This window comes from Synechococcus sp. LA31 (assembly GCF_018502385.1).
In the GTDB taxonomy this organism is placed as follows: Bacteria; Cyanobacteriota; Cyanobacteriia; order PCC-6307; family Cyanobiaceae; genus Vulcanococcus.
Window position 1 is genome coordinate 1284269 of the sequence record NZ_CP075523.1, and the last position, 19691, is coordinate 1303959.

The following is a 19691-nucleotide window of genomic DNA, read 5'->3' on the forward strand; positions in this document are numbered from 1 at the left end:
CGCGTTATGCAACGACAAAGGTTTGGTCAAGAGGCGTGAAATAAGTTGTGAGAATGAAGAGTCCAGGCCTGAAGAGCATCGGCATCAGCCCCCGCGATGAGCGCGGCCCGATCCTGATGGCCATTGCCTTGGGTCTTGGCGGCGGCCTGCTGCTGGCAGCGCCGCTCAACCAACTGCTGGAAGGCCCTCCCGTGGGCAGCAATCACCAAGTGGTGAACCCCTTCAGCACCTGGACGGGCATGGGCGAGAAGGAGGTGGTGATCCTCGGCACCGATGTGGGCGGCGGCAACACCGATGTGATGTACACGGTGCGCGTGGACAACGGCATCACCAAGCTCACCCAGATCCCGCGCGACACCTTCATCGATTCAACCCGTTTCGGCCCGATGAAGGCCAACGCGCTCTACGCCTTCGGCGGCCCCGATGCGGTGAAGCAGGAACTCTCCAAGCAGTTGGGGCGGCCAGTGCAGCACCACATCCTGGTGAATCTCTCGGTGATCCGCCGCCTTGGCGATGCCCTCGGCGGCCTCGAGGTCGACGTGCCCAAGCGGATGGTTTACACCGATCGAACCCAGGGCCTCTACATCGATCTGCAACCGGGCAAGCAGGTGCTGCGCGGCCGCGACATCGAAGGCTTCCTGCGCTTCCGCCACGACGAAATGGGCGACATCGGCCGCCTCGATCGCCAGAAGTTGCTGCTCAAAGCACTGTTCGATCAACTCACCAAACCTGAAAACCTGGTGCGCATGCCCGCTCTGCTGGCCGCCGCCGGACAAGACATGAAAACCGATCTGGGCCCGATGGAAATCGGCGGCCTGATGACCGCGATGGGCGGCACCAAGCTCGATGCCGAACGCCTGAGCGGCAGGCCCTTCATGCGCGATGGCATCAGCTACTGGGAAGCCGAATGGCCCAGCCCTGCCAGTCACGACACACCAGCCTCCGCCGGCTCGGATCGTTATGACGCGGTGTTCTGATCCGTGCCCTCAACCTCAGCCCGATAAGCCTCAGGCACCAGCACCAGAAACACCCACCACCACAGCAGCACCCCAACCGCTAGCGGCGCACTGATCCACCAGATCCGCGGCCACCACCAGCTGCCGCCCACCACCACCAAGCCGGTGAGCAGGATCGACCAGGGCTGACACCACCACGGTTTCTGGCTCCAGAGGCTTTCAGCCATGGGCCTGTCCAGAACGGGACAGCACCAGCAATGCAAGCAGCAACGCCACCAACGCCATCAGGGGACTCGCTGCCGCCACCGTGACACCCAAAGCGGCCGTGAACCAGATCGATGCCGCACTGGTGAGACCGTGCACCTGCGGGGTGGGGGCATCGCGGCCATTGCCGCGCCGATCGACCAGGATCTCGCCAGCCCCCAAGAAACCCACCCCAGTGGCCACCCCCTGAATCACGCGGCTGCGGGCCTCCAGATCAGGCCCGGCCGTGAGCACCATCAAGCAAGCGCTCAGCCCCACCAACACATGCATGCGCAGTCGGCTGGGTTGGGGGTGAGGGAAGTGCTGAGCGCGGTTGAAGCCCACCGCCATGCCGCAGAGCACCGCTAACCCCAGGCGCATCAGCACCTCGAGGTCGGGGGAAATGGCCGGAATCCAGCTCATCAACACAGTGCACCCCCTTGAAGCCGGCCATAAGCTCCATCGCAGCGCGCCCTGCCGCAGCCAGTGTCCAACGCGTTGCTGCGCAACAGCCTCAAATTGGCCGTGGCGGTGTTTATCACAGCCACCATCGCCGTCTGGACAGAACGAATTGAGTTTGTCTGGTATCCGATTCTGGCGGCCATCATCGTTGTGGATGACAACGATGATCAAACGATCAGCGCCGCCTCAGCCCGCATCCTGGGCACGGTGGCCGGAGGGCTGATCACCTTCATCGTGCACACCATCCTCTCGGGCTGGATGGGGGTGTTGGTGTCGCTGATCTTGATGATTCCGGTGCTGCAGGCGCTGGGCTGGCAGAGCGCCCTGGGCACCGCAAGCTTGACCAGCATCATGTTTTTGATGATCCCCAGCCATGTAGCGCTCAACTGGAACTACGTGTTCAACCGAGCGCTCGACACGGTGGCGGGATGCATCGTGGCGATCCTGGTGGGGTTGCTGTTCTGGCCCCGCAACAGCTACCGCGAGCTGGGCGCCGCCGATCAGCGCCTGCGCAGCAGCCTGCAACACCAGCTCCAGCGCTACGCCGACTGGGTCCGCGATCAAGCGGAGCGTCCAACGCCCCTCAACCCGGCTCCTCTCACCGGCGATCTGGTGCGCATGGAGCAGCTGGTGAGCCGGGAACGGAGCGGTCCACGCCACAGCCGATTGCGCACCAGCCGGTGGGAGCAGCGCCTGAGGCTGTGGCAACTCACCCAGTCCCATTGGGTGAGTTGGGAGCGGCTGATGCAAACCATCCCGGAACCCAACGCCCAGCGAGCCGAGCTGATCCGCACAGCGGTTTTAGCCCTCGGCGATCAGCTCGAGGCCCGGCCGCGGCCCACACCCCAGCGCGATGCCAGGGCCTGGCAACAACTGGCGGAGCAGGAGCGTCTTCCCCTGCTGCCGCTGCTCGCCCTCGCGGAAGAGCTCAGGCCCCTGCATGCCTGCCTTGGAGGCCTCAACCGCCTGGCACCGCGCCCCTTACAGCCGTGATCAACCGCAACGCGCTCCGCACCGCCCTCACCGCCGGGCTCGGCAATGGCTTCGCCAGCATCACTGGCCTGCCCGACGATCAATACGTCGCCCTGGCGGTGTTGTCGGTGTCGAGCGGCACCTACGGGGCTTCGTTCGAGCTGGGCCGGCAACGCCTCCTCGGCACCGTGCTCGGCTCGATCTTGCTGTTGATCGGCTACGAGTGCCTGCATGAGCTGCCCATGGCGGTGGGACTCGCGATCACGATGGGCTGTCTGCGGCTGTTGGGCGGCGTCTTGGGCCTGAAGGTGGGCTACAAGGTGGGCGGCATGATCGTGGTGATGGGTTGGCTGGTGCATGAGGGCAGCCTCGCCACGTGGATCCCGCTGCGCTTTTTCTGGACGGCTCTGGGCGTCATCCTCATGATCCTCAGCCTGAGGCTGTTCTGGCCAGCACGCGGGCTCGTGCAGTGCCTGGGCCGTTACGGCGAACTGATGGATCAGCTGCAGATCACCTTCACCGCTCTAGCCCAGCGGCTGCAGCAGAGCCAAGGCGTAGCGGGCGGCCCCACACCTCCCAGCTACCGCCAGCTGCGGGCCACGCTCCAGAGCGCCCGCGCCCAGCGACCTGCCCTGCTGCAAGAGCTCGGCAACCAACCGCAGCGCCACCCGGCCTATCTGCTCTTGAACAGCCTTGATGCAGCGGCGTCTCGGCTGGTGACGATGGTGGGCGGCATGGAGCGGGCGGTGCCCACCAGCCTCGATTCCCAGCTGGTGGCACGGCTGCATCAAGCGGAAGCAGATCTGCTCTCCTGCATGGCTGCGCAACTGCAGCGATGGGCTCAGCTGCTGCGATCCAGCCGCGGCCTGCCCACCCCGCCGGCGCGGCCACTCGACCTCCCACTCAGCTGGCTGCAGCTCACAACCGAACTCAACGATCCGCTGGCTAATTCCGCCTCGCTGGAGCGGCTGGAGCGCATCGCCACGCGGCTCCTGCTCTGCCGCCAGGCCGAGCAGGCCATCCGCGACGGGGAAAGCAGCTGGCGGGCGATCATGGCCCGGACATGAGCCAGCCATGACCGTTGTTAGCGCGCTGCTCCGCCAGCGACACAACTTCTACCGCGTGTTGCTGATCGTGGAGGTTTTGGCCCTGATCGGCCTGCGGCCCCTGCAACAGGCACCGCAGCTGGTGAGTGTGGTGTATCTCCTGATCGGCGGCGTACCCGTGCTGCTCGATTCACCCTTGTTGCCGCAAAACCGGCTCAGCCCTCAATGGCGCAATGCGGTGATTCCTCAGACAGATCACCATCACTTGCAACGCGCCATCCGCCGGCGGCGGTGGTTGCAATACGGCTGGCTCGGGGCAGCCGGGGTGGAGGTGCTCTGGCAACTCTCCCTTCTGCTGTTGCCAGTCGTTGCCGTGCAGCTGAGCGTGCTGCACGTGGCGGTGTGGCTGGCCTTGATGCTGTATGTGCTCTGGACCCTGATGGGTGCCCTCGCCGAAGAGCCGGTGTTCAACGGTGCCCTGTTGATGGGAGCGGCAGCGGGCTATCTGCTGATCGGGTTCACCGGTGGGATCGTGCTCAATTCCTTGCTGGTGCTGGATCCAGCGGCCTTCTCCTTGTCGGGAACGGCACACAACAACCTGCCAGCGGCCATTGCCTATGCGCCGGAGATGCTCGGCGCCGCCTTCGGCAGCCTCACCACCCTGGGGAGTTCTGTGCTCAATGAGAAGAGCCTCACCAGCGTGAGCGCCAGTGTGGGCATCACCGTGGTGGGTCAGCTCTATGTGGCGATCCTGATCGCAGGGGTGTTGGGGAAACCACGCCATATCGCTGACGTCCGCAAGGCGGCACACACATCGCGCCGCAGCCAAGCACCATCCCCCAAACTGCGACGCATCAGGCGCTGATCTGCACCACCGTGGCACTGCTCAAGCGAGCTCTGACCCTCAGTCTGGTGTGCAGCACCCCTGGCTTGACTGCGCCGTTACCAAGCAGCGCCCCCCTGGCGCCGAATCCCCTCTCCACCGCCGTGCCCATCCCGCTGGGGCGTGGAGCCGATACGCAATTGCTCGAGCGCAGTTGGCAAAAGCTCGATGCTGAGTTGCGGGCGCTGGATCAGCTGCTACCCACCGAGCCCGAGCCAGCGGTGCGCGATGTGCTCGCTACCCCTGAGCTCCCGCCCAATCTCTTGCGGGCCAACGAACCGGCCCAGGGGCCCATCCAACCGGAGCAATCCACCCCTGCCCCGCCCCTGGATCTGCCAACCCCCAAGCAGCTAGAGGCCGCTGGTATCGCCAGCTTGAGCCTTGAGCAGGCCCTGGCCATTGCTTTTGCCAGTAGCGCCCGCCTGCAGGCCCAACGCGAGCAGGTGGCGGCAGCCCTGGCCAGCTTCCAGGCGGCAATGGGCACCTACTGGCCCACGATCAGCGCTTTTGCCGCCGGTGGCTACGACCGCAGCCGCAGCACCGAAACCTCACTGCAACCCAACGACAACCTGAACTTTGGCCCGCTGTTTGACAAAAACGGCCTGCTCACCACAAGCCCAAAGCCGCCGGGCTATGCGCCCACCCCAGGCGCTTTTTATGTGCCGGAAGGCGGCTCAGTGAAGGCCACCTCCGGCAGCAGCGCCTTTGAAGGCGGGCTGCTGCTCAACTACGCGCTGCTCGATTTCGCCCGCACCCCCAAGGTGCAAGCAGCCCGCGCCAGCCTTGAGCAAGAGCGCAATACCTACGCCAATCAACTGCGCTCCCTGCAGCTGCAGGTGAGCGAGGCCTACTACCAGCTGCAGCAGCAGGAGCAGCTGGTGCGCGTCTACGACGCCAACGTGCGCAACGACCTGGTGATCCTGCAGGACAGCCTTGATCTCAAGCAGGCCGGCCTGGTGCCTCGCCTCGATGTGTTGCGGCGCCGCGCCATCCAGGCCTCCGATGAAGAAACGCTGATCCAGGCGATGGCCGATCGCGCCGTGGCGCGGCGGCGGCTGGCAGTGGTGCTCAACCTGCCGCCACAGGTCACCCCCAGCGCCAGCGATCCGATCGTGGTGCAGCCGCGCTGGCCGCTGGATCTCGAGGCGAGCCTCTTGGCGGCCTACCGCGGCAACCCCGAGCTGGAGGCGATCCTGGCCACGCGCCAAGCCCTAGCGCAGCAGAAGCAGGCCACCGCAGCGGGCTTGCTGCCCAAGCTGTCGCTGTTTGCCAACGCCGGCGGCAGCAGCAACCTTTCCAGCCTCGGCAACTTTGAACTGGGTGGCGGCGGCTGTTGCGGCTCCACGGCCCTGCCCCTCACCTCCACCAATGCCTGGGATTGGTCGGTGGGCCTCACCATGACCTGGCTGCTCTTCGATGCCGGCACCACCGCCGGTCAGGCTCGCGCCTTCGCCAAGCGGGAAGCCGCCGCGGCCCAGCAATACGCCGCCAGCCGCAACGACATCCGTCTGCGACTGGAGCAAGCCTTCTTCAACCACGAGGCCAGCCTGGCCAAGCTCAGCTCCGCCCGCCGCGGCGTTGCCGCAGCCCTGGAGGCCTTTCGCGATGTACGCCTGCGCTACCTCACCGGCCTCTCCAGCGAACTGGATGTGTCGATCACCCAAGACCGCCTGATCAACAGCCTGGTGCAACGGCTCAACGCCACGGTGGGGGTGAACGTCACCTACGCGCAATTGCTGCGGGAACTGCTACCGATGCCGCGCGATCCCAACCAACCGATCCAGCCACAGCTGCAGCTGCAGGTCTCGAGCACGTCTCCTTAAACGAGACCACTGCCATGGCCACCACCCTGCCCAACCTCAGCCCGCTCTGGCGCAACAGCCTGCGCACCTGGCTGGCGGCCACGCTCACCATCGGGATCATGCTCTGGTCGGGCCGGCGCGACGTGATGATGCTCGGCCTGCTCATGGCCTTGTTGTTCATCAACGACAACGAGCTGACGCCCGTGCGCAGCATTGGCCAATTGGTGGGCGGCGCCTTAATCGGGATCCTTACCGCTGTGGTGCTGCATCAATTCTCCGAGGGCTGGCTGGTCACAGCGATCGGGCTCCTGATCACCGGCTGCCTGGTGCGGGGGCTGGGCCTGGTGAAGGGCGTGGGCATGGGCTACATGGGTTGCTGGTCCCTGGAGGTGCTGGGATACGGCAAACAGTTCAACTGGGCTCTGGTCTTCAACCTCGCCTTCGCGGTGGTGGTGGGCATTGCCATGGCTCAGCTGGCCACCTGGGCGTTCTGGCCGCGGCGGCCCTTGCAACAGCTGCCCGCCTTAGAAGCCAGTCTGTGCGCCGAGCTGCAACAGCAGATCCAGCGCATCCATCAATGGCTCGAGCACGGCGGCGAAGCGCCTGAGCCCTTGCAATCCAACGCGCTACTTCCCCAGATCCTGCTCCTGCAGCAACTACGCGACCAGCGCAGCGGTAGCCCCACCCCATCCGCCGTGCGCCACCTGAGTTCGCGCTGGGCGCAATGCGGCACGATCTGGCGCCAAATGCTGCGTCAATGGCTCCTGCTGGAACCTCTGCTCCTGCAACTACCAGCCCCGATCCCTGCATCCGCTCAGCTGCAGGTCGAGCTCAGCGCTCTGCAATCCAGCTTGGAAAGCCAGGGCTCCCAGCCAACCGCCACCAACTGGCTGCGTGAAGCGCAATTGATCCACACCACGCCGCCGCTGTTGCTCGCGATCGGCCAGCAGATCGAGCAACTGCAACAGCTGATCCACAGCCGCAAGCTGGTGCGTCAAGCGATCGAGCAGCAAGAAGCTCAGCGCCACTGATGCGCCCAGCCCTCCGCGACAACCTGCGCCTGGCCGTCACGGTGGCCGTGGTGAATGGCTTCGCCACCCTCACCGGGCTGGCCTTTGCCATGTATGCCTCCCTGGCCGTGCTCAGTGTGACCGTGGGCAACTACGGCAACACCCTGGAACTGGGTCGTCAACGGCTGATCGGCACCACCATCGGAGCGGTGGTGGTGTTCTTTGGCTACCGCGCCTGGGGCCACCTCCCCGTGCTGGTAGCCCTACCACTGGCCCTGCTCATGGCTCGGCTCATTGCCGGCAGCGTTCGGCTCACCGTTGGCTACGCCGTCTGCTGTTTCGTGGTGATCATGGGCTGGCTGCTGCATGAACAACAGCTCGACAGCTGGATCCCGCTGCGCCTGTTCTGGACAGCCTTCGGCATCATCATGGCCCTGCTCAGCTTGCGGCTCTTCTGGCCGGCGAGGGCCCGACTGGAGCAACGCCAGGGACTGCTGCAGTTGCTGGTGGATCTCGGCCACACCCTCAAGACCTACCTGGCCGCGCCCCCCCAAGCCGCGCGGCGCGCCGCCCTCAGAGAGCAGCTGCGCTCGCTGCGCAACAGCCTGCTCAGCCTGCGCGATCAACGGGTGAATGCGCTGCGGGAACTGGGCCCCCTAGCGGCGGAGCACCCAGTGGCACAACTGTGGGATCTGCTCGATCACGCCTGCGAATCATTGATCCTTGATCTCGATGAATTGCGCCGCCTACCCGATCCCCAATGGCAGGCCTGGGGATTGGAGGGTCTCCATGAGGCTGCGATGCAGTTCAGCGATGCCGTGGCCGATCGCCTGCTCAGCTGGCAGGGCACGCTGAGCCAATCGCTCAATCTGCAACCTCCACCGCCAGAGCCACGGCCGCAGCTCCCCTTAGATCGCCTCAGCGATGCGCAAGCGCAGGCCGCCTTCGATCAGCTCAGCCCAGCGCAACTACAACAGCTGGCCGGCCGGTTGATGGTGCTGAACCGCATCGACCACATCGTGGCGAGCACCGAACGTCGCTGGCTCGCTCTGCTGCGCTGACGCTTCAGCCGCCCGGCCGCGACGACCACCAACGCTCAATCCGGTAGAGCACCACCACCACCAGCACCACCAGCCAAAACCACAGCTCCGGAGGGTTGGCATTGAAGAGAATTAACAGCAACACCACCTCGCTCACCAGCCAGGGCAATTCCTGACGCAGCAGCGCGTTGCGAATGGGCGGGATGCGAGGGGTCATTGGAGTGTGTCGGGCTGGCGCAGGAAGGGCAGGTTCCAGCGCAGGTCGATCCAGGGGGTGCGGTAGCCGCCCGTTAGCGAGCGCAGGCCCGGAATCACATAGGTGATCGGCGAACGCCACTCCACATAGGCATGGGTGGAGATGGTGAGACCTTCGCGGATCGGAAACACGCCGCTGCCGCCGGAGAGGGTCCAGCGATACCCGTCCACACTGCGCGGGTCGTGCTCGAGTTCAATCTCGCTGCGCATCACCGGACCATTCTTGGTGAGCTCCTGAGCGAGCTGGGGGTTGCCGATGGTGGTGGAGATGTCGTCTTCGGTGGCCGGCAAGGTGAGCACTTGGGTCACCTTGCCCACGATGCCGCCAAAACGACCCCGTTGCTTCCACAGCGGCACCACTTCCACCGGAATGCCGAGGGGCAGCCTGCGCGCATCAGCCGGCGGGAAGTAAGCCACAGCCTTCAGGGGCCGATCCTTCGCGTTGGGCTGCTCAGGTCGCCCAATCGTGCCCAGGCGCTGACCTGTGCTCACCGTTTGGCCGGGGATCACCTGCAGGTCGAGCACCGTGCCGTCACGCTCGGCATGCACTTTGCCGTCGTAAGCAATCTTGGCCTCGGTGACCTCGATCTCACGCTTGAGATCATCGATCTGATAACGACGCTGCAGGGCTTGCGTTTCGATGTTGAGCTTCACCTGCTGGTAGTTGGTGACCACATTGCGCTCGTTGATCTTCACCTCATCGAGATTCACGCTGGTGCTGGTGAGGCCCTGCTCCGCCGATACCACAGCAGACGACAACGGCGCCACCACCTCACGCTTGGCTAGCCACTCGAGATTGCGCAGTTTGCTGGAGTACGTCGATTGGAGCTCGCCGTAGCGGCGGCGATCATCGGTGAACTTGGCCAGAGCCGTATCAAGCGCGTTCTTTTCGGTGAGCAGGCGCTGAACGTCTCGGTAGTCGAGCTTCTCGTTGTGGCGTTGCAGCTGGCGCAGGTTGCCGCGCTGTTGCTCGAGCTGACGCTCGAGCACCGGCAGGTAGAGCTGCATCAGTACTTGGCCGCGCTTCACCCGCTGGCCCACCTTCACGGACACCTCCCGCACCTGCCCACCGGAGCGGGCGTTGAGGATGCCTGCGTTTTCGGGATAGATCAAAACCCCCGTGCCCTTCACCTCGGTGGGCACCGGCCAAAACAGTGCCCAAAGCACCACCGTTCCCGTCACACCGGCCAGGCAGACGCCCACCTGGTTGTGATCGCTCAGTCCGTTCCAGCGATCGCGCAGATGCTGAGCACGCCGCTTGTACCAGGGCGCATCAGCGGTGGGAGTGGCCTGGGTCATGGGCGCCAGCTTGCAGGAATCTGGCGCAGCTGTCAGCCCCCCTCAGGCCACACCCCCAGCTGTTGCAACCGCCGCTGCGCCGCGGCCGCAGGCCCTGCAGGCGCCGCGATGCGCTGCGCCAACCAAGGCGCCAGCACCGGCACCTGACTGAAGGCAGCGCTGAAGCCGCTAAACACCCACAGCCCTGGCGCCTCAGCCACCGGGCCCACCAGCGGCGCACCGCTGCTGCAGAAGGCCACCGCTGCCTGGCGCACCACAGCTCCCTCCACCGGCCACTGCGGGCGAGAAGCCAATGCCTGGCGGAGTTCAGCCGCGCACAGCGACGGGCTCGGCGCGGCCTGGCTCATCGCCGCTGGGGCAATCCAGGTGTGCTGGCCCACCAGAGCAGAAGCTCCCCAGGGCACGAGCCCTGGATCCACCACCCAGGCCGGCTGCGACAAGGCAGCGGCACGCCGCTCCAGGCCCACGCGCGCAAACCTCTGCGGCAGCAGGGCTGTTGTGGGCCCAAGAACTTCAGGACACCGAGCTAGCTCCAGCACCGTGGCCCAGCTGCGCCGCAACCGCTCTGGCAAACCCGGCCACAGGGCACGGCTATGGGCACCCGCCGCCAGCACAACCTGCGCCGCCGTGCAACGGCTGCCATCGCTGAGCTGCAACTGCCAGCCCCCCTCAAGGGGAGCCAGAGCCTGCACCTGCAGCGATCGATGCTCGACCCCCGCCGCCGCCAACACCAACGGCAGCCCGGCACTGAATCGCGCGCTGTCCACTTGGGCGAAAGGCAGCACACCCAAACGTGCTGCAAGGGCCAACGCCGGGTTGGACCCTTGCAAGCGAAGGTTGCACCGCTGCCAACCCAGGGGGCCGTGGCGGCGCTCCAGCTCGCGCCAATGCTGCGATGCCGTTGCAGCCAGCCGAGCTAGCGGTGTTGGGGCCAGCGGCCAACCCGGCAAAGCGCCGTAGCTGATCGCCGTGGCCGAACGACTGCCATCGGCCGGCGCCGCATCCAACACACTCACCTTTGCGCCCTGATCGCGCAGGGCCAGGGCCAACAACCCACCTGCCACGCCCCCGCCGATGATCACCACACCGGCGGAAGCAGCTGGCATCAGATCCGCAGGGTGAAGGAGCTGATCACCTGATGGAACAGGCCTTCCACCCGCGGCCAGCGCACCTCATTGGTGCTGGCCGCAAAGGTGTAAAGGCGGCCGCGGTCTACCACCACCGTGGCCAACTCGTGGCGATCACGGTCGTTGAGATGCACCGTGTACTCAAGGTCGTAGAAGGTGCGGCCGCCGTCTTCGCGTTCGGAGGCCTCCACCAGCTCAGCCTCGCGGCCGCTGCCCTCCGGTGCGATCACCACCCGGCGCAGCTTCTCGCCCACCGCCACGGCGCTGCCAAGGTTTTCGAGGCTGTTGGTGCTGTTCACATCCGACACCACCAGGCTCAGGGTTTCATCGGCATTGATGAGGTCGTGGAACACCACCTGCGGCCCCTCCGTCACCTGCACCCGCGTCCAGCCGGTGGGATAGAGAAAGGCATAGCGCCCATCCGGGCTTTGGTAGGAGTTGAGCCCAGCGGCCGCGGCGCTGCAGGCGCTCAGCACCACCGCCAGCAACAGCGCCACCAGGGCCGAGAGCGAGGCCCGACGGCTGATCGAACGGGTGTTCGGTTGCAACATGCGGCTGGGCAGGGGCTTGCTGATCGCATTCTGGCCCGCCGCCGCGGCCAGCCCGCCTAGATTCCGTTCAGATGTTGGCAGCGCCCTGAGCGGCTTCACCCGCCCCCTGGCCCGACTGATCGATCAGTTCGAGCGACTGCCGGGCATCGGTCCGCGCACAGCCCAGCGACTGGCCCTGCACCTGCTGCGCCAGCCCAGCGAACAAATCCAGGCCTTCGCCGATGCCCTGCTGGCCGCCAAAAGCCAGGTGGGCCAGTGCAAGCGCTGCTACCACCTCTCGGCCGATCCCCTCTGTGAGATCTGCCGCAATGAAGAGCGCAACACCGGCGTGCTTTGCGTGGTGGCCGACTCACGCGATCTGCTGGCCCTAGAGCGCACCCGCGAGTTCAAAGGTGGCTACCACGTGCTCGGTGGTCTGATCTCCCCCATGGATGGCGTAGGGCCGGAGCTGCTCCAAATTCAGCCGCTGGTGGAGCGTGTCGACCGTGATGGCGTCAGCGAAGTGATCCTGGCCCTCACCCCCTCGGTGGAGGGCGACACCACCAGCCTCTACCTGGCCCGCTTGCTCAAACCCTTCACCCAGGTGAGCCGCATCGCCTACGGCCTGCCGGTGGGCAGCGAACTCGAATACGCCGATGAGGTCACACTGGCGCGGGCCCTGGAAGGGCGCCGCCGCATGGAATGAGGCCGGTGAGCCGCTACAGCACCATCCCCCCCACCGAGCGGCTGCCTGATTGGCTGCGCTCGCCGATCGGAAACGCCAGCGAGCTCGAAGCGGTGCAGGCGGTGGTGAAGCAGCAGCGGCTGCACACGATCTGTGAGGAGGGCCGCTGCCCCAACCGCGGCGAGTGTTACGCCGCCGGCACCGCCACGTTTTTGCTGGGCGGCCCAATCTGCACCCGCAGCTGCGCGTTTTGCCAGGTGGAGAAGGGCCAGGCCCCCGTGCCCTTCGATGCCGGTGAAGCCGAGCGTGTGGCCGATGCGGTGCAGGCGATGGGCTTGCGCTACGTGGTGCTCACCGCTGTCGCCCGCGACGACCTGGCCGACCACGGCGCCAGCCTGTTCACCAACGCGATGGCGGCCATCCGCGCTCGCAACCCCCTGATCGCCATCGAAGTGCTCACCCCCGACTTCTGGGGCGGCCACCGCGATGAAGCGGAGGCAATCGCCGCCCAACGCCAACGGCTGGCAGCCGTGCTCGCCGCCGAGCCGGTGTGCTTCAACCACAACCTCGAAACCGTGGAACGGCTGCAGGGCGAGGTGCGCCGCGGCGCCACCTACAACCGCTCGCTGGGGCTACTGGCCGCCGCCCGTGAGCTGGCACCCCAGATCCCCACCAAAAGCGGCCTGATGCTGGGTTTAGGCGAAACCCTCAAGGAAGTGGTGGCCGCGTTGCGCGATCTGCGCACCGTTGACTGCCAACGCCTCACCCTCGGCCAATACCTGCGCCCCTCCCTGGACCACATCCCGGTGGATCGCTACTGGACACCAACTGAATTTGAGGAGCTGGCGGTGATCGCCCGGGATCTGGGCTTTGCTGATGTGCGCTCAGGCCCCCTCGTGCGCAGCAGCTATCACGCGGGTGAGGCCAGCTGAGCCACACGCCAGGCCCGCTCCAAGCCACCCGCGCAATCGCCGCGCATCAGTAACCCAGCCCCGCCCCACACCAAACGCAGGGGCAAATCAGCCGCCGCCGCTCCCACCTCACGAATCGGCTCAAACCCCAGCCGCTTGAAATAGCGCACCAGGCAGCGGTGCTGCTGATCGTTGTCGCGGATGGCCAGCAAGCGGGCGCTGCGGCAGGGGGTGGATTCCAGCGCCCAGGCAAACGTGGCTGCCCAGATCAACGCACCCACGCCCTGGGTTTGCGGGCCCTGCACCCGCATCGTGTCGAGCTGGAGAGCATCCGGCAGGGGTAAGGCCCAGCCCTTGAGCTCACCAACCAACAGGGGCGGCTGATCCGGCCGCGGCCGCGCCACCACCACCCGCAGGCTGGTGATCGCCAACCAGCGGCGCACCTGCAGCCGCAGCAACAACCCCTGGGCCGCGGCCAGCTGTTCGATCTCGGCGAGGGAGGGATCACTCATGCCACCAGCGGCTGCGCCAACAGCACCGCATCCAAGGGCAACGTTCCGTAGAGGTGAGGGAACAGCTCGCCGGTTCCCGGCGCGGGCTCCTCGCGCACCTTGAGGCCTGCGGCCGACAACCGCTGTGGATCGATCATGAGCAGCACAACCGCCCCTGCAGGGAGATCGCCATAAAAGCGCTGCGCCGTGGCATCCACCTGATGGGAAGCGCTGAGATGGATGAACCCCACCTCCTCCAAAGAGCGCCCACGGGTGGAGCGGCGGTAGATGCCGTCGCGGCGGGCGTCATTCCACTCCTGGCGCAACGCCAGGTGATACAGCCAACCGGGAGAACGCCAGGCGCTGCGCTCAGCCCAGGGAGCGTCCATCACGGCCGCCAGCTCGGGGCCCTCCAGGAAGCAGGCCAGCCAACCTTTCAACGGCGCAAGCCCTGGCTCCGCATCGAAGCCTTCGGGATCCGCCAGGCGGAACTGCCGCACAAACGGCAACAACGCCCAATCGGCCAGGCAAGGGCGATCGCCCAACAACCAGCCACCAGCACTCAGCTGTTCACTCCAACGGCTCAGGATCGCGATGGCGGAGAGGCGATGCGGCTCGGATGTCTCCCCTGGGTAGCGATCCGGGTACTTGAAACGATCGAGGTGGTGCTTGAACGGCCCATCGTTCTCGGCGACCAGAGCTTCCATGTGCTCGCGCTCCGCGGAGCTCCAACCGCTCAGCCAGCCCTGGGGATCACGCTGCTCCAGCGCCCAACGCATGATCGCCAGGCTTTCCTCGATCACCCGGCCATCGGGCAGCACCATCACAGGCACGGTGGCTTTGGCGGAGGCCGCCACCAACTCCGGCGGCTTGGCCTTCAGCGCCACCTCCCGCAGCTCGAAGGCGTGGTCGGGCTGCATCCCCGCCGCCGCCAGGGCCAGCCGCGCCCGCATGGCATAGGGGCAGCGGCGAAAGCTATAGAGAACGGGCTGCACCAGCGCCACCACCGATGTGTTGCACCCCGCGCTCCCGCGCCAAGCGCATCTGATGCTGTCGCTCGGCAAACCGCGCGCGGTCGGCGTCGTTGAAGCGCTCAAGGCAATGCAGGCAGCTCACCCCCTCGCGATACGACGCGAGCTCGCGATCAGCCGGTGACAGCGGCAAACCGCAGGCGTGGCACAGGCTGTAGCTGCCGGGCTCGAGCTGATGGTTCACGCTCACCCGTTGATCAAACACAAAGCACTCGCCCTGCCAGCTGCTGCCCTGCTCGGGCATCTCCTCGAGATACCTCAGGATGCCGCCCTGCAGGTGATGCACGTTGTCAAAACCCTGTTGCAGCAGATAGGCCGTGCTCTTCTCGCAGCGAATCCCGCCGGTGCAGAACATGGCAATCGCCCTGGGCTGGCGCTGCTCCACCAACGGCCGCAGCTCCTGCTCCACCCAGGCAGGAAACTCGCGGAAACTCTCGGTGCCGGGATCGATCGCTCCTGCAAACGTGCCCACGGCCACCTCGTAGGCATTGCGGGTATCCACCACCAGCACATCCGGATCGCGGATCAGGGAATCCCACTGCTGCGGCGCCACATAGGTGCCCACCTGCTCGGCCGGCTTCACGGTGGGGCAGCCCATGGTCACGATCTCGCGCTTGATCCGCACCTTGAGCCGATGAAAAGCCTGCTGCGGCGCTTCGCTCATTTTCGCTTCCAACCCCGCCAGCCCCGGCAGCTGACGCAGCCGCGCCAACACCGCCTGCACCCCAGACTGCGGGCCACTGATCGTGCCATTCACCCCCTCTTCGGCCAACAAGATCGTGCCGCGCACGGCGCCTGCTTCCGCCAGAGCCCGCAACTCCTGCTGCAACATCGGCAGCTCCGCCATAGCCGTGAAGCCATAGAAGGCCGCCACCTGCACGCTCACGCGGGCACGGCCTCCTGCCAGGGGGTCACGCCGGCGGCCGCGAGCAGCTCCTGGTCGGCGGCCACATCCGGATTCCCCGTGGTGAGCAGGGTGTCGCCATAGAAGATCGAATCGGCGCCGGCCAACAGGGCGAGCACCTGCGCTTCCTGGCTCATCGTTTCGCGCCCGGCGCTGAGGCGCACACGGCTGTGGGGCATCAGGATCCGCGCCACCGCCACCATCCGCACCAGCTCCAGCGGATCCACCTCCGGCTGCTGCTCCAGCGGCGTGCCCTCCACGGCCACCAGCGCATTGATCGGCACGCTTTCGGGGTGCGGGTTCATCGCCGCGAGCACCTGCAGCAGCGAGGCCCGATCGGTGAGGGTTTCGCCCATACCGATGATGCCGCCACAGCACATCGAGATTCCAGCCTTGCGCACCCGCTGCAGGGTTTCCAGCCGTTCCTGAAAGGTGCGGGTGGTGATGATCCGGTCGTAATGCTCGGGGCTGGTATCGAGGTTGTGGTTGTAGGAGGTGAGCCCGGCAGCAGCCAGCCGCTCGGCCTGGCTGTCGGTGAGCATGCCGGCGGTCACGCAGGCCTCCATCCCCAGCTCGCGCACGCCGCGCACCATGGACAGCATGGCTTCAAAGGGGGCTCCGTCGCGAATGTCGCGCCAGGCCCAACCCATACAGAAGCGATGCGCACCGGCCTCCTTGGCGGCGCGGGCCCGGGCGAGCACCGGCTCCACCTCAAGCTCCGGCCGTCCAGCCACATCGCTGCTGTTGTGCATCGACTGGGGGCAATAGGCGCAGTCTTCCTCGCAGCCGCCAGTCTTCACGCTGAGCAGGGAGGCCAATTGCACCCGGTAGCCGGGGTTGGCCTGGCGGTGCACGGCCTGGGCTCGCCAGAGCAGATCCATCAGCGGTAGTTCCAGCAGGGCCTGGATTTCAGCCGTGGTCCAATCGCTGCGAACCTGAAGCTCGGGTAAGGGCAAGGGGCTGGAGGTCATCGGGAGGCGTGGGGGTCAACACCGCCGAAACGGCGCTGCCGGCTCTGGTAATCGAGCAGCGCAGCGGTGAGGGCTGCTTCGTTGAAATCGGGCCAGAGCACATCGGTGAGATGCAGCTCGGCATAGGCCAGCTGCCAGAGCAAGAAGTTGCTGATGCGCTGCTCGCCGCTGGTGCGGATCAACAGGTCAGGATCAACCTCCCCGGCAGTAAAGAGCTGATCGGCGAACTGCTGCTCATCGATGGCACCTGGCTGGAGCTCACCGCGGGCCACACGCTCCGCCAGCAGGCGAGCGGCGCGCACCAGCTCCCGCCGGCCGCCGTAATTGGTGCATACGTTGAAGTGAATGCCGGTGTTCTTTGCGGTGCGACGAGTGGCATCAGCGATCAACTGCTGCAGCCCCTCAGGCAATTGATCCAGGTCACCCAGAAAACGAATGCGCACCTGCTCGTCATCCAGGGCCTGTAGCTCCCGCGCCAGCACCCGCTCAAACAGGGTCATCAAGAAGCTCACCTCCTCACCGGGGCGGCTCCAGTTCTCGGTGGAGAAGGCATAAGCCGTTAAGGCGCCGATGCCCCAGTCACTGCAGAGGCGCAGCGTGCGCTTGAGCGCTTCAACGCCCTCACGGTGCCCCATGACCCGCGGCAGCTTGCGCTGGCTGGCCCAGCGGCCATTGCCATCCATGATCACCGCCACATGGGCGGGCAGGCGAGCAGCGTCGAGGCCGGCCGGCAGCACGGAACGGGACGGTCGATCCCCCTGGATGGCAGTGGCGGTCGCCAGGGAGCGACTCATGCGTTGGGCTCGGCCTTATCCATGGCCACGCTACGCCCACCCCCTTTCGCGGCCGGTTTGGTGCTTTGCGCCAGGGATTCGCCCAGCAATTCCTGCAGGCGACTACTGGTAATCGGGCGCTCCAGGCGGCCTTGGCGGGCCATCGAGAGGGTTCCCGTTTCTTCAGACACCACGATGCAAAGGCACCGATCGAAGCGCTCAGTGATCCCCAGAGCCGCCAGGTGACGGGTGCCATAGCGATTGAGCCCCTGGCGAGACAGAGGCAGGATCACGCCCGCCGACAGGATGCGGTTGCCCTTCACCAGCACCGCACCGTCGTGAAGCGGTGTGTCCACGGCGAACAGGTTGAGCAGCAGGTCAGCCGAGAGCTGGGCATCGAGAGCGATGCCGGGGTTGAGAAAATCCTCCGGGCGAAGATCGCTGCCCAAATCCACCACGATCAGCCCTCCGCGCCGCAGTTGCGAAAGCCGGCCCGCCGCATCGCTGAGCACAGCCGCCGAACCCGAGCCCCGCTTGTCGGCCCGCTGACTGCCAAACAACACATCGAGCCGCCCCGTTCCAAGCAGCTCCATCAAACGGCGCAGCTCCCCTTGCCAGAGGATGGCCAACGCCAGGCTGCAGGCCATCACCAGCGCGTCCACCAGCTTGCTGGTGAGCGGCAGGTTGGCATATCGCTGAACCACCCAGGCCAGCGCCACCAAGGTGAGATAGCCCCGCAACAACCAAAGGGTGCGCGGTTCATTCACCCGAGCTAACAACACCATGCCCAGGGCTGTGGCGAGCAGAAGATCCAGCACAGCTCCTAGCTGGATTCCGCCCAACACCCCGAACACCCTCAACAAGCGAAAATCAGGTTACCGGCCGCAGACGCTCGGGCAGAACGTCGTAGCGCAGCAGTTCCTCCGGCTGTTCGCGACGCTGCACAAGATCGACCAGACCATCGCCAACCAACACCGCCGCAGGTCTCGGGATGCGGTTGTAGTTCGAGGCCATCGAGGCGTTGTAGGCACCGGTGGCAAACACCGCCAACACATCACCATGGCTAGCGGGAGGAAGCTGCAGATCCTTCAGCAGCACGTCGCCGGATTCGCAGTGCTTACCGGCGAGAGTCACCGTGTCGGTGGGATCGGCTTCGGGCCGGTCGGCGAGCACAGCCGTGTAGAGCGATTGATAGGTAATCGGGCGTGGGTTATCGCTCATGCCGCCATCCACCGATAGGTAGGTGCGAAGCCCAGGGATCTCCTTGCGGCTGCCCACGCTGTAGAGGGTCACACCGGCGGTGGCCACCAGGGAACGCCCCGGCTCACACAGCAAGCGAGGAAGCTCCAGGCCGCGTTCCTCACAGGCACGGGCCACGGCCTCAGCCACCGTGCGCACCCAGGCGTCGATCGACGGCGGATCGTCGCTCTCCACATAACGGATTCCCAGACCACCACCCACGTTGAGATCACTCACGGGATGGCCGAGGTCACGCGCCAACTTGAGGGCATCCGCCATCACACCGGCGAGATCGCGGTGGGGCTGCAACTCAAAGATCTGCGAGCCGATATGGGCATGCAGACCACTCACCTGAGCCCAGGCGCAGCCCTTGAGGTGCTGCAGCACCGCCTCGAGTTGATCGGGGTCGAAGCCGAACTTGCTGTCCAGGTGGCCGGTGCGGATGTACTCGTGCGTATGGCATTCAATGCCCGGTGTAAAGCGCAGCATCAGGCGCACCGGCTGCGCAAGGCTGAGGGTGGCCAGCTGCTCGAGATCCAGCCAGTTATCAGCCACCACCGTGACGCCCAAGTCAACCGCCAGGCGCAGCTCCTCCAGGCTCTTGTTGTTGCCGTGGAACACGATCCGCTCCGGCGGCATGCCCCCTTGCACCGCCGTAAGCAATTCACCCGCCGAGACAGCATCAAGGCCGAGCCCTTCTGAGGCCACAACGGCCGTGATCGCCAGGCTGCTGTTTGCCTTGGAGGCGTAGAGCGCCAGAGCGGAGCCGGGATAGTGGGAAGCCAACGCATTGCGGTAGGCCTGGGCGGTGCCCCGCAAGGTGGCTTCATCCAGCACATACAACGGTGTGCCGTAACGGCGCGCCAGATCGCTCAGCACGCAGCCGCCCACCACCAGGCGCCCTTCGGCGTCGAGACCAGTGGACAGAGGGGTGAGGTTGCGGTTGGGGCTCTCCCCATCGCGATGGGCTTCGTAGGGCCGCAGGGCAGCGGCATCCACCGCTGCTGAGGCGGGGGCAGTCGTGATCGTCATCGGGCGATCCTATGAAGTGCCCCGCGGCA

Annotated in this window: 22 protein-coding genes; 9 read left to right on the forward strand and 13 right to left on the reverse strand. The window is 65.9% G+C overall.

Going from position 1 to position 19691, the window contains the following annotated elements; genetic code table 11:
* Window positions 1-53 precede the first annotated feature (53 nt).
* Window positions 54-977, forward strand: coding sequence for an LCP family protein (locus KJJ24_RS06940; RefSeq protein ID WP_214342928.1), 924 nt, complete (start codon window positions 54-56; stop codon window positions 975-977).
* Here the strand turns inward: KJJ24_RS06940 and KJJ24_RS06945 are convergent.
* Together KJJ24_RS06945 and KJJ24_RS06950 are read right to left on the reverse strand one after the other, a co-directional pair.
* Window positions 959-1183, reverse strand: a complete 225-nt coding sequence (locus KJJ24_RS06945; RefSeq protein ID WP_214342929.1) for a DUF6737 family protein — start codon at window positions 1181-1183, stop codon at window positions 959-961. The two genes, KJJ24_RS06940 and KJJ24_RS06945, sit on opposite strands and share 19 nt — an antisense overlap.
* The gene (locus KJJ24_RS06950) at window positions 1176-1622 is read right to left on the reverse strand and encodes an MgtC/SapB family protein (protein WP_214342930.1); all 447 of its coding nucleotides are present in this window, start codon (window positions 1620-1622) and stop codon (window positions 1176-1178) included. The genes KJJ24_RS06945 and KJJ24_RS06950 overlap by 8 nt, the downstream gene beginning before the upstream one ends.
* A 63-nt stretch (window positions 1623-1685) precedes the next feature.
* Between KJJ24_RS06950 and KJJ24_RS06955 the strand changes: the two genes are divergently transcribed.
* The 6 genes from KJJ24_RS06955 to KJJ24_RS06980 are packed head-to-tail and all read left to right on the forward strand — an operon-like array spanning window position 1686 to window position 8435.
* Window positions 1686-2654, forward strand: coding sequence for an aromatic acid exporter family protein (locus KJJ24_RS06955; RefSeq protein WP_250544970.1), 969 nt, complete (start codon window positions 1686-1688; stop codon window positions 2652-2654).
* Window positions 2651-3700, forward strand: a complete 1050-nt coding sequence (locus KJJ24_RS06960) for an FUSC family protein (RefSeq protein ID WP_214342931.1) — start codon at window positions 2651-2653, stop codon at window positions 3698-3700. The genes KJJ24_RS06955 and KJJ24_RS06960 overlap by 4 nt, the downstream gene beginning before the upstream one ends.
* 7 nt (window positions 3701-3707) lie before the next feature.
* Window positions 3708-4544, forward strand: a complete 837-nt coding sequence (locus KJJ24_RS06965) for a hypothetical protein (RefSeq protein ID WP_214342932.1) — start codon at window positions 3708-3710, stop codon at window positions 4542-4544.
* Between the two features lie 11 nt (window positions 4545-4555).
* A complete protein-coding gene (locus KJJ24_RS06970; RefSeq protein WP_214342935.1) occupies window positions 4556-6385 on the forward strand; it encodes a TolC family protein in 1830 nt (609 codons plus the stop codon).
* Window positions 6386-6399: 14 nt separating this feature from the next.
* The gene (locus KJJ24_RS06975) at window positions 6400-7395 is read left to right on the forward strand and encodes a hypothetical protein (RefSeq protein ID WP_214342937.1); all 996 of its coding nucleotides are present in this window, start codon (window positions 6400-6402) and stop codon (window positions 7393-7395) included.
* The gene (locus tag KJJ24_RS06980) at window positions 7395-8435 is read left to right on the forward strand and encodes an FUSC family protein (protein WP_214342939.1); all 1041 of its coding nucleotides are present in this window, start codon (window positions 7395-7397) and stop codon (window positions 8433-8435) included. Before KJJ24_RS06975 ends, KJJ24_RS06980 begins: the two co-directional genes overlap by 1 nt.
* A gap of 4 nt (window positions 8436-8439) precedes the next feature.
* Here KJJ24_RS06980 and KJJ24_RS06985 read toward each other — a convergent pair whose 3' ends face one another.
* From KJJ24_RS06985 to psbP, 4 genes are read right to left on the reverse strand one after another with little or no spacing between them, the layout of a single operon-like run.
* On the reverse strand, window positions 8440-8631 hold the full coding sequence (locus KJJ24_RS06985; protein WP_214342941.1) for a hypothetical protein: 192 nt from the start codon (window positions 8629-8631) through the stop codon (window positions 8440-8442).
* On the reverse strand, window positions 8628-9968 hold the full coding sequence (locus KJJ24_RS06990) for an NHLP bacteriocin system secretion protein (protein ID WP_214342943.1): 1341 nt from the start codon (window positions 9966-9968) through the stop codon (window positions 8628-8630). The genes KJJ24_RS06985 and KJJ24_RS06990 overlap by 4 nt, the downstream gene beginning before the upstream one ends.
* Window positions 9969-10000: 32 nt before the next feature.
* On the reverse strand, window positions 10001-11074 hold the full coding sequence (locus tag KJJ24_RS06995) for an FAD-dependent oxidoreductase (RefSeq protein ID WP_214342945.1): 1074 nt from the start codon (window positions 11072-11074) through the stop codon (window positions 10001-10003).
* Window positions 11074-11646: a photosystem II reaction center PsbP gene (psbP, locus tag KJJ24_RS07000; RefSeq protein ID WP_214342947.1), complete on the reverse strand. Its 573-nt coding sequence runs from the start codon at window positions 11644-11646 to the stop codon at window positions 11074-11076. The genes KJJ24_RS06995 and psbP overlap by 1 nt, the downstream gene beginning before the upstream one ends.
* Window positions 11647-11761: 115 nt before the next feature.
* On the opposite strand from psbP, the gene recR reads away from it, so the two are divergent.
* Window positions 11762-12331, forward strand: coding sequence for a recombination mediator RecR (recR, locus tag KJJ24_RS07005; RefSeq protein WP_250545007.1), 570 nt, complete (start codon window positions 11762-11764; stop codon window positions 12329-12331).
* 5 nt (window positions 12332-12336) lie between these two features.
* Window positions 12337-13242: a lipoyl synthase gene (gene lipA, locus KJJ24_RS07010; protein WP_214342949.1), complete on the forward strand. Its 906-nt coding sequence runs from the start codon at window positions 12337-12339 to the stop codon at window positions 13240-13242.
* Here lipA and KJJ24_RS07015 read toward each other — a convergent pair.
* The 7 genes from KJJ24_RS07015 to lysA all read right to left on the reverse strand — a co-directional run bounded on the left by KJJ24_RS07015 (window position 13221) and on the right by lysA (window position 19662).
* The gene (locus KJJ24_RS07015) at window positions 13221-13733 is read right to left on the reverse strand and encodes a hypothetical protein (protein ID WP_214342951.1); all 513 of its coding nucleotides are present in this window, start codon (window positions 13731-13733) and stop codon (window positions 13221-13223) included. The genes lipA and KJJ24_RS07015 overlap by 22 nt on opposite strands.
* Window positions 13730-14707, reverse strand: coding sequence for a DUF952 domain-containing protein (locus KJJ24_RS07020; RefSeq protein WP_214342953.1), 978 nt, complete (start codon window positions 14705-14707; stop codon window positions 13730-13732). The genes KJJ24_RS07015 and KJJ24_RS07020 overlap by 4 nt, the downstream gene beginning before the upstream one ends.
* Entirely contained in the window at window positions 14688-15629 is a 942-nt protein-coding gene (locus KJJ24_RS07025) for a rhodanese-related sulfurtransferase (RefSeq protein WP_214342955.1), read from the reverse strand. Before KJJ24_RS07025 ends, KJJ24_RS07020 begins: the two co-directional genes overlap by 20 nt.
* Window positions 15626-16618 carry a biotin synthase BioB gene (bioB, locus tag KJJ24_RS07030; protein WP_214342957.1) on the reverse strand — a complete coding sequence of 331 codons (993 nt, stop codon included), beginning with the start codon at window positions 16616-16618 and terminating at the stop codon, window positions 15626-15628. Before bioB ends, KJJ24_RS07025 begins: the two co-directional genes overlap by 4 nt.
* Window positions 16615-17412, reverse strand: a complete 798-nt coding sequence (locus KJJ24_RS07035) for an isoprenyl transferase (protein WP_250544971.1) — start codon at window positions 17410-17412, stop codon at window positions 16615-16617. Before KJJ24_RS07035 ends, bioB begins: the two co-directional genes overlap by 4 nt.
* On the reverse strand, window positions 17409-18176 hold the full coding sequence (locus KJJ24_RS07040) for a diadenylate cyclase (protein WP_250545008.1): 768 nt from the start codon (window positions 18174-18176) through the stop codon (window positions 17409-17411). Before KJJ24_RS07040 ends, KJJ24_RS07035 begins: the two co-directional genes overlap by 4 nt.
* Before the next feature lie 85 nt (window positions 18177-18261).
* A complete protein-coding gene (gene lysA / locus KJJ24_RS07045) occupies window positions 18262-19662 on the reverse strand; it encodes a diaminopimelate decarboxylase (RefSeq protein ID WP_214342959.1) in 1401 nt (466 codons plus the stop codon).
* Window positions 19663-19691: the final 29 nt, after the last annotated feature.

Excerpts from the sequence above, each read along its gene's own strand:
- KJJ24_RS06980 (WP_214342939.1), top strand. The coding sequence starts at position 7,395 with ATGCGCCCAGCCCTCCGCGACAACCTGCGCCTGGCCGTCACGGTGGCC.
- KJJ24_RS07040 (WP_250545008.1), bottom strand. The coding sequence starts at position 18,176 with ATGGTGTTGTTAGCTCGGGTGAATGAACCGCGCACCCTTTGGTTGTTG.
- psbP (WP_214342947.1), bottom strand. The coding sequence starts at position 11,646 with ATGTTGCAACCGAACACCCGTTCGATCAGCCGTCGGGCCTCGCTCTCG.
- KJJ24_RS06985 (WP_214342941.1), bottom strand. The coding sequence starts at position 8,631 with ATGACCCCTCGCATCCCGCCCATTCGCAACGCGCTGCTGCGTCAGGAA.
- KJJ24_RS06975 (WP_214342937.1), top strand. The coding sequence starts at position 6,400 with ATGGCCACCACCCTGCCCAACCTCAGCCCGCTCTGGCGCAACAGCCTG.
- KJJ24_RS07015 (WP_214342951.1), bottom strand. The coding sequence starts at position 13,733 with ATGAGTGATCCCTCCCTCGCCGAGATCGAACAGCTGGCCGCGGCCCAG.
- KJJ24_RS06940 (WP_214342928.1), top strand. The coding sequence starts at position 54 with ATGAAGAGTCCAGGCCTGAAGAGCATCGGCATCAGCCCCCGCGATGAG.
- KJJ24_RS07035 (WP_250544971.1), bottom strand. The coding sequence starts at position 17,412 with ATGAGTCGCTCCCTGGCGACCGCCACTGCCATCCAGGGGGATCGACCG.
- bioB (WP_214342957.1), bottom strand. The coding sequence starts at position 16,618 with ATGACCTCCAGCCCCTTGCCCTTACCCGAGCTTCAGGTTCGCAGCGAT.
- KJJ24_RS06945 (WP_214342929.1), bottom strand. The coding sequence starts at position 1,183 with ATGGCTGAAAGCCTCTGGAGCCAGAAACCGTGGTGGTGTCAGCCCTGG.
- KJJ24_RS06950 (WP_214342930.1), bottom strand. The coding sequence starts at position 1,622 with ATGAGCTGGATTCCGGCCATTTCCCCCGACCTCGAGGTGCTGATGCGC.
- KJJ24_RS06990 (WP_214342943.1), bottom strand. The coding sequence starts at position 9,968 with ATGACCCAGGCCACTCCCACCGCTGATGCGCCCTGGTACAAGCGGCGT.
- lysA (WP_214342959.1), bottom strand. The coding sequence starts at position 19,662 with ATGACGATCACGACTGCCCCCGCCTCAGCAGCGGTGGATGCCGCTGCC.
- KJJ24_RS06995 (WP_214342945.1), bottom strand. The coding sequence starts at position 11,074 with ATGCCAGCTGCTTCCGCCGGTGTGGTGATCATCGGCGGGGGCGTGGCA.
- KJJ24_RS06965 (WP_214342932.1), top strand. The coding sequence starts at position 3,708 with ATGACCGTTGTTAGCGCGCTGCTCCGCCAGCGACACAACTTCTACCGC.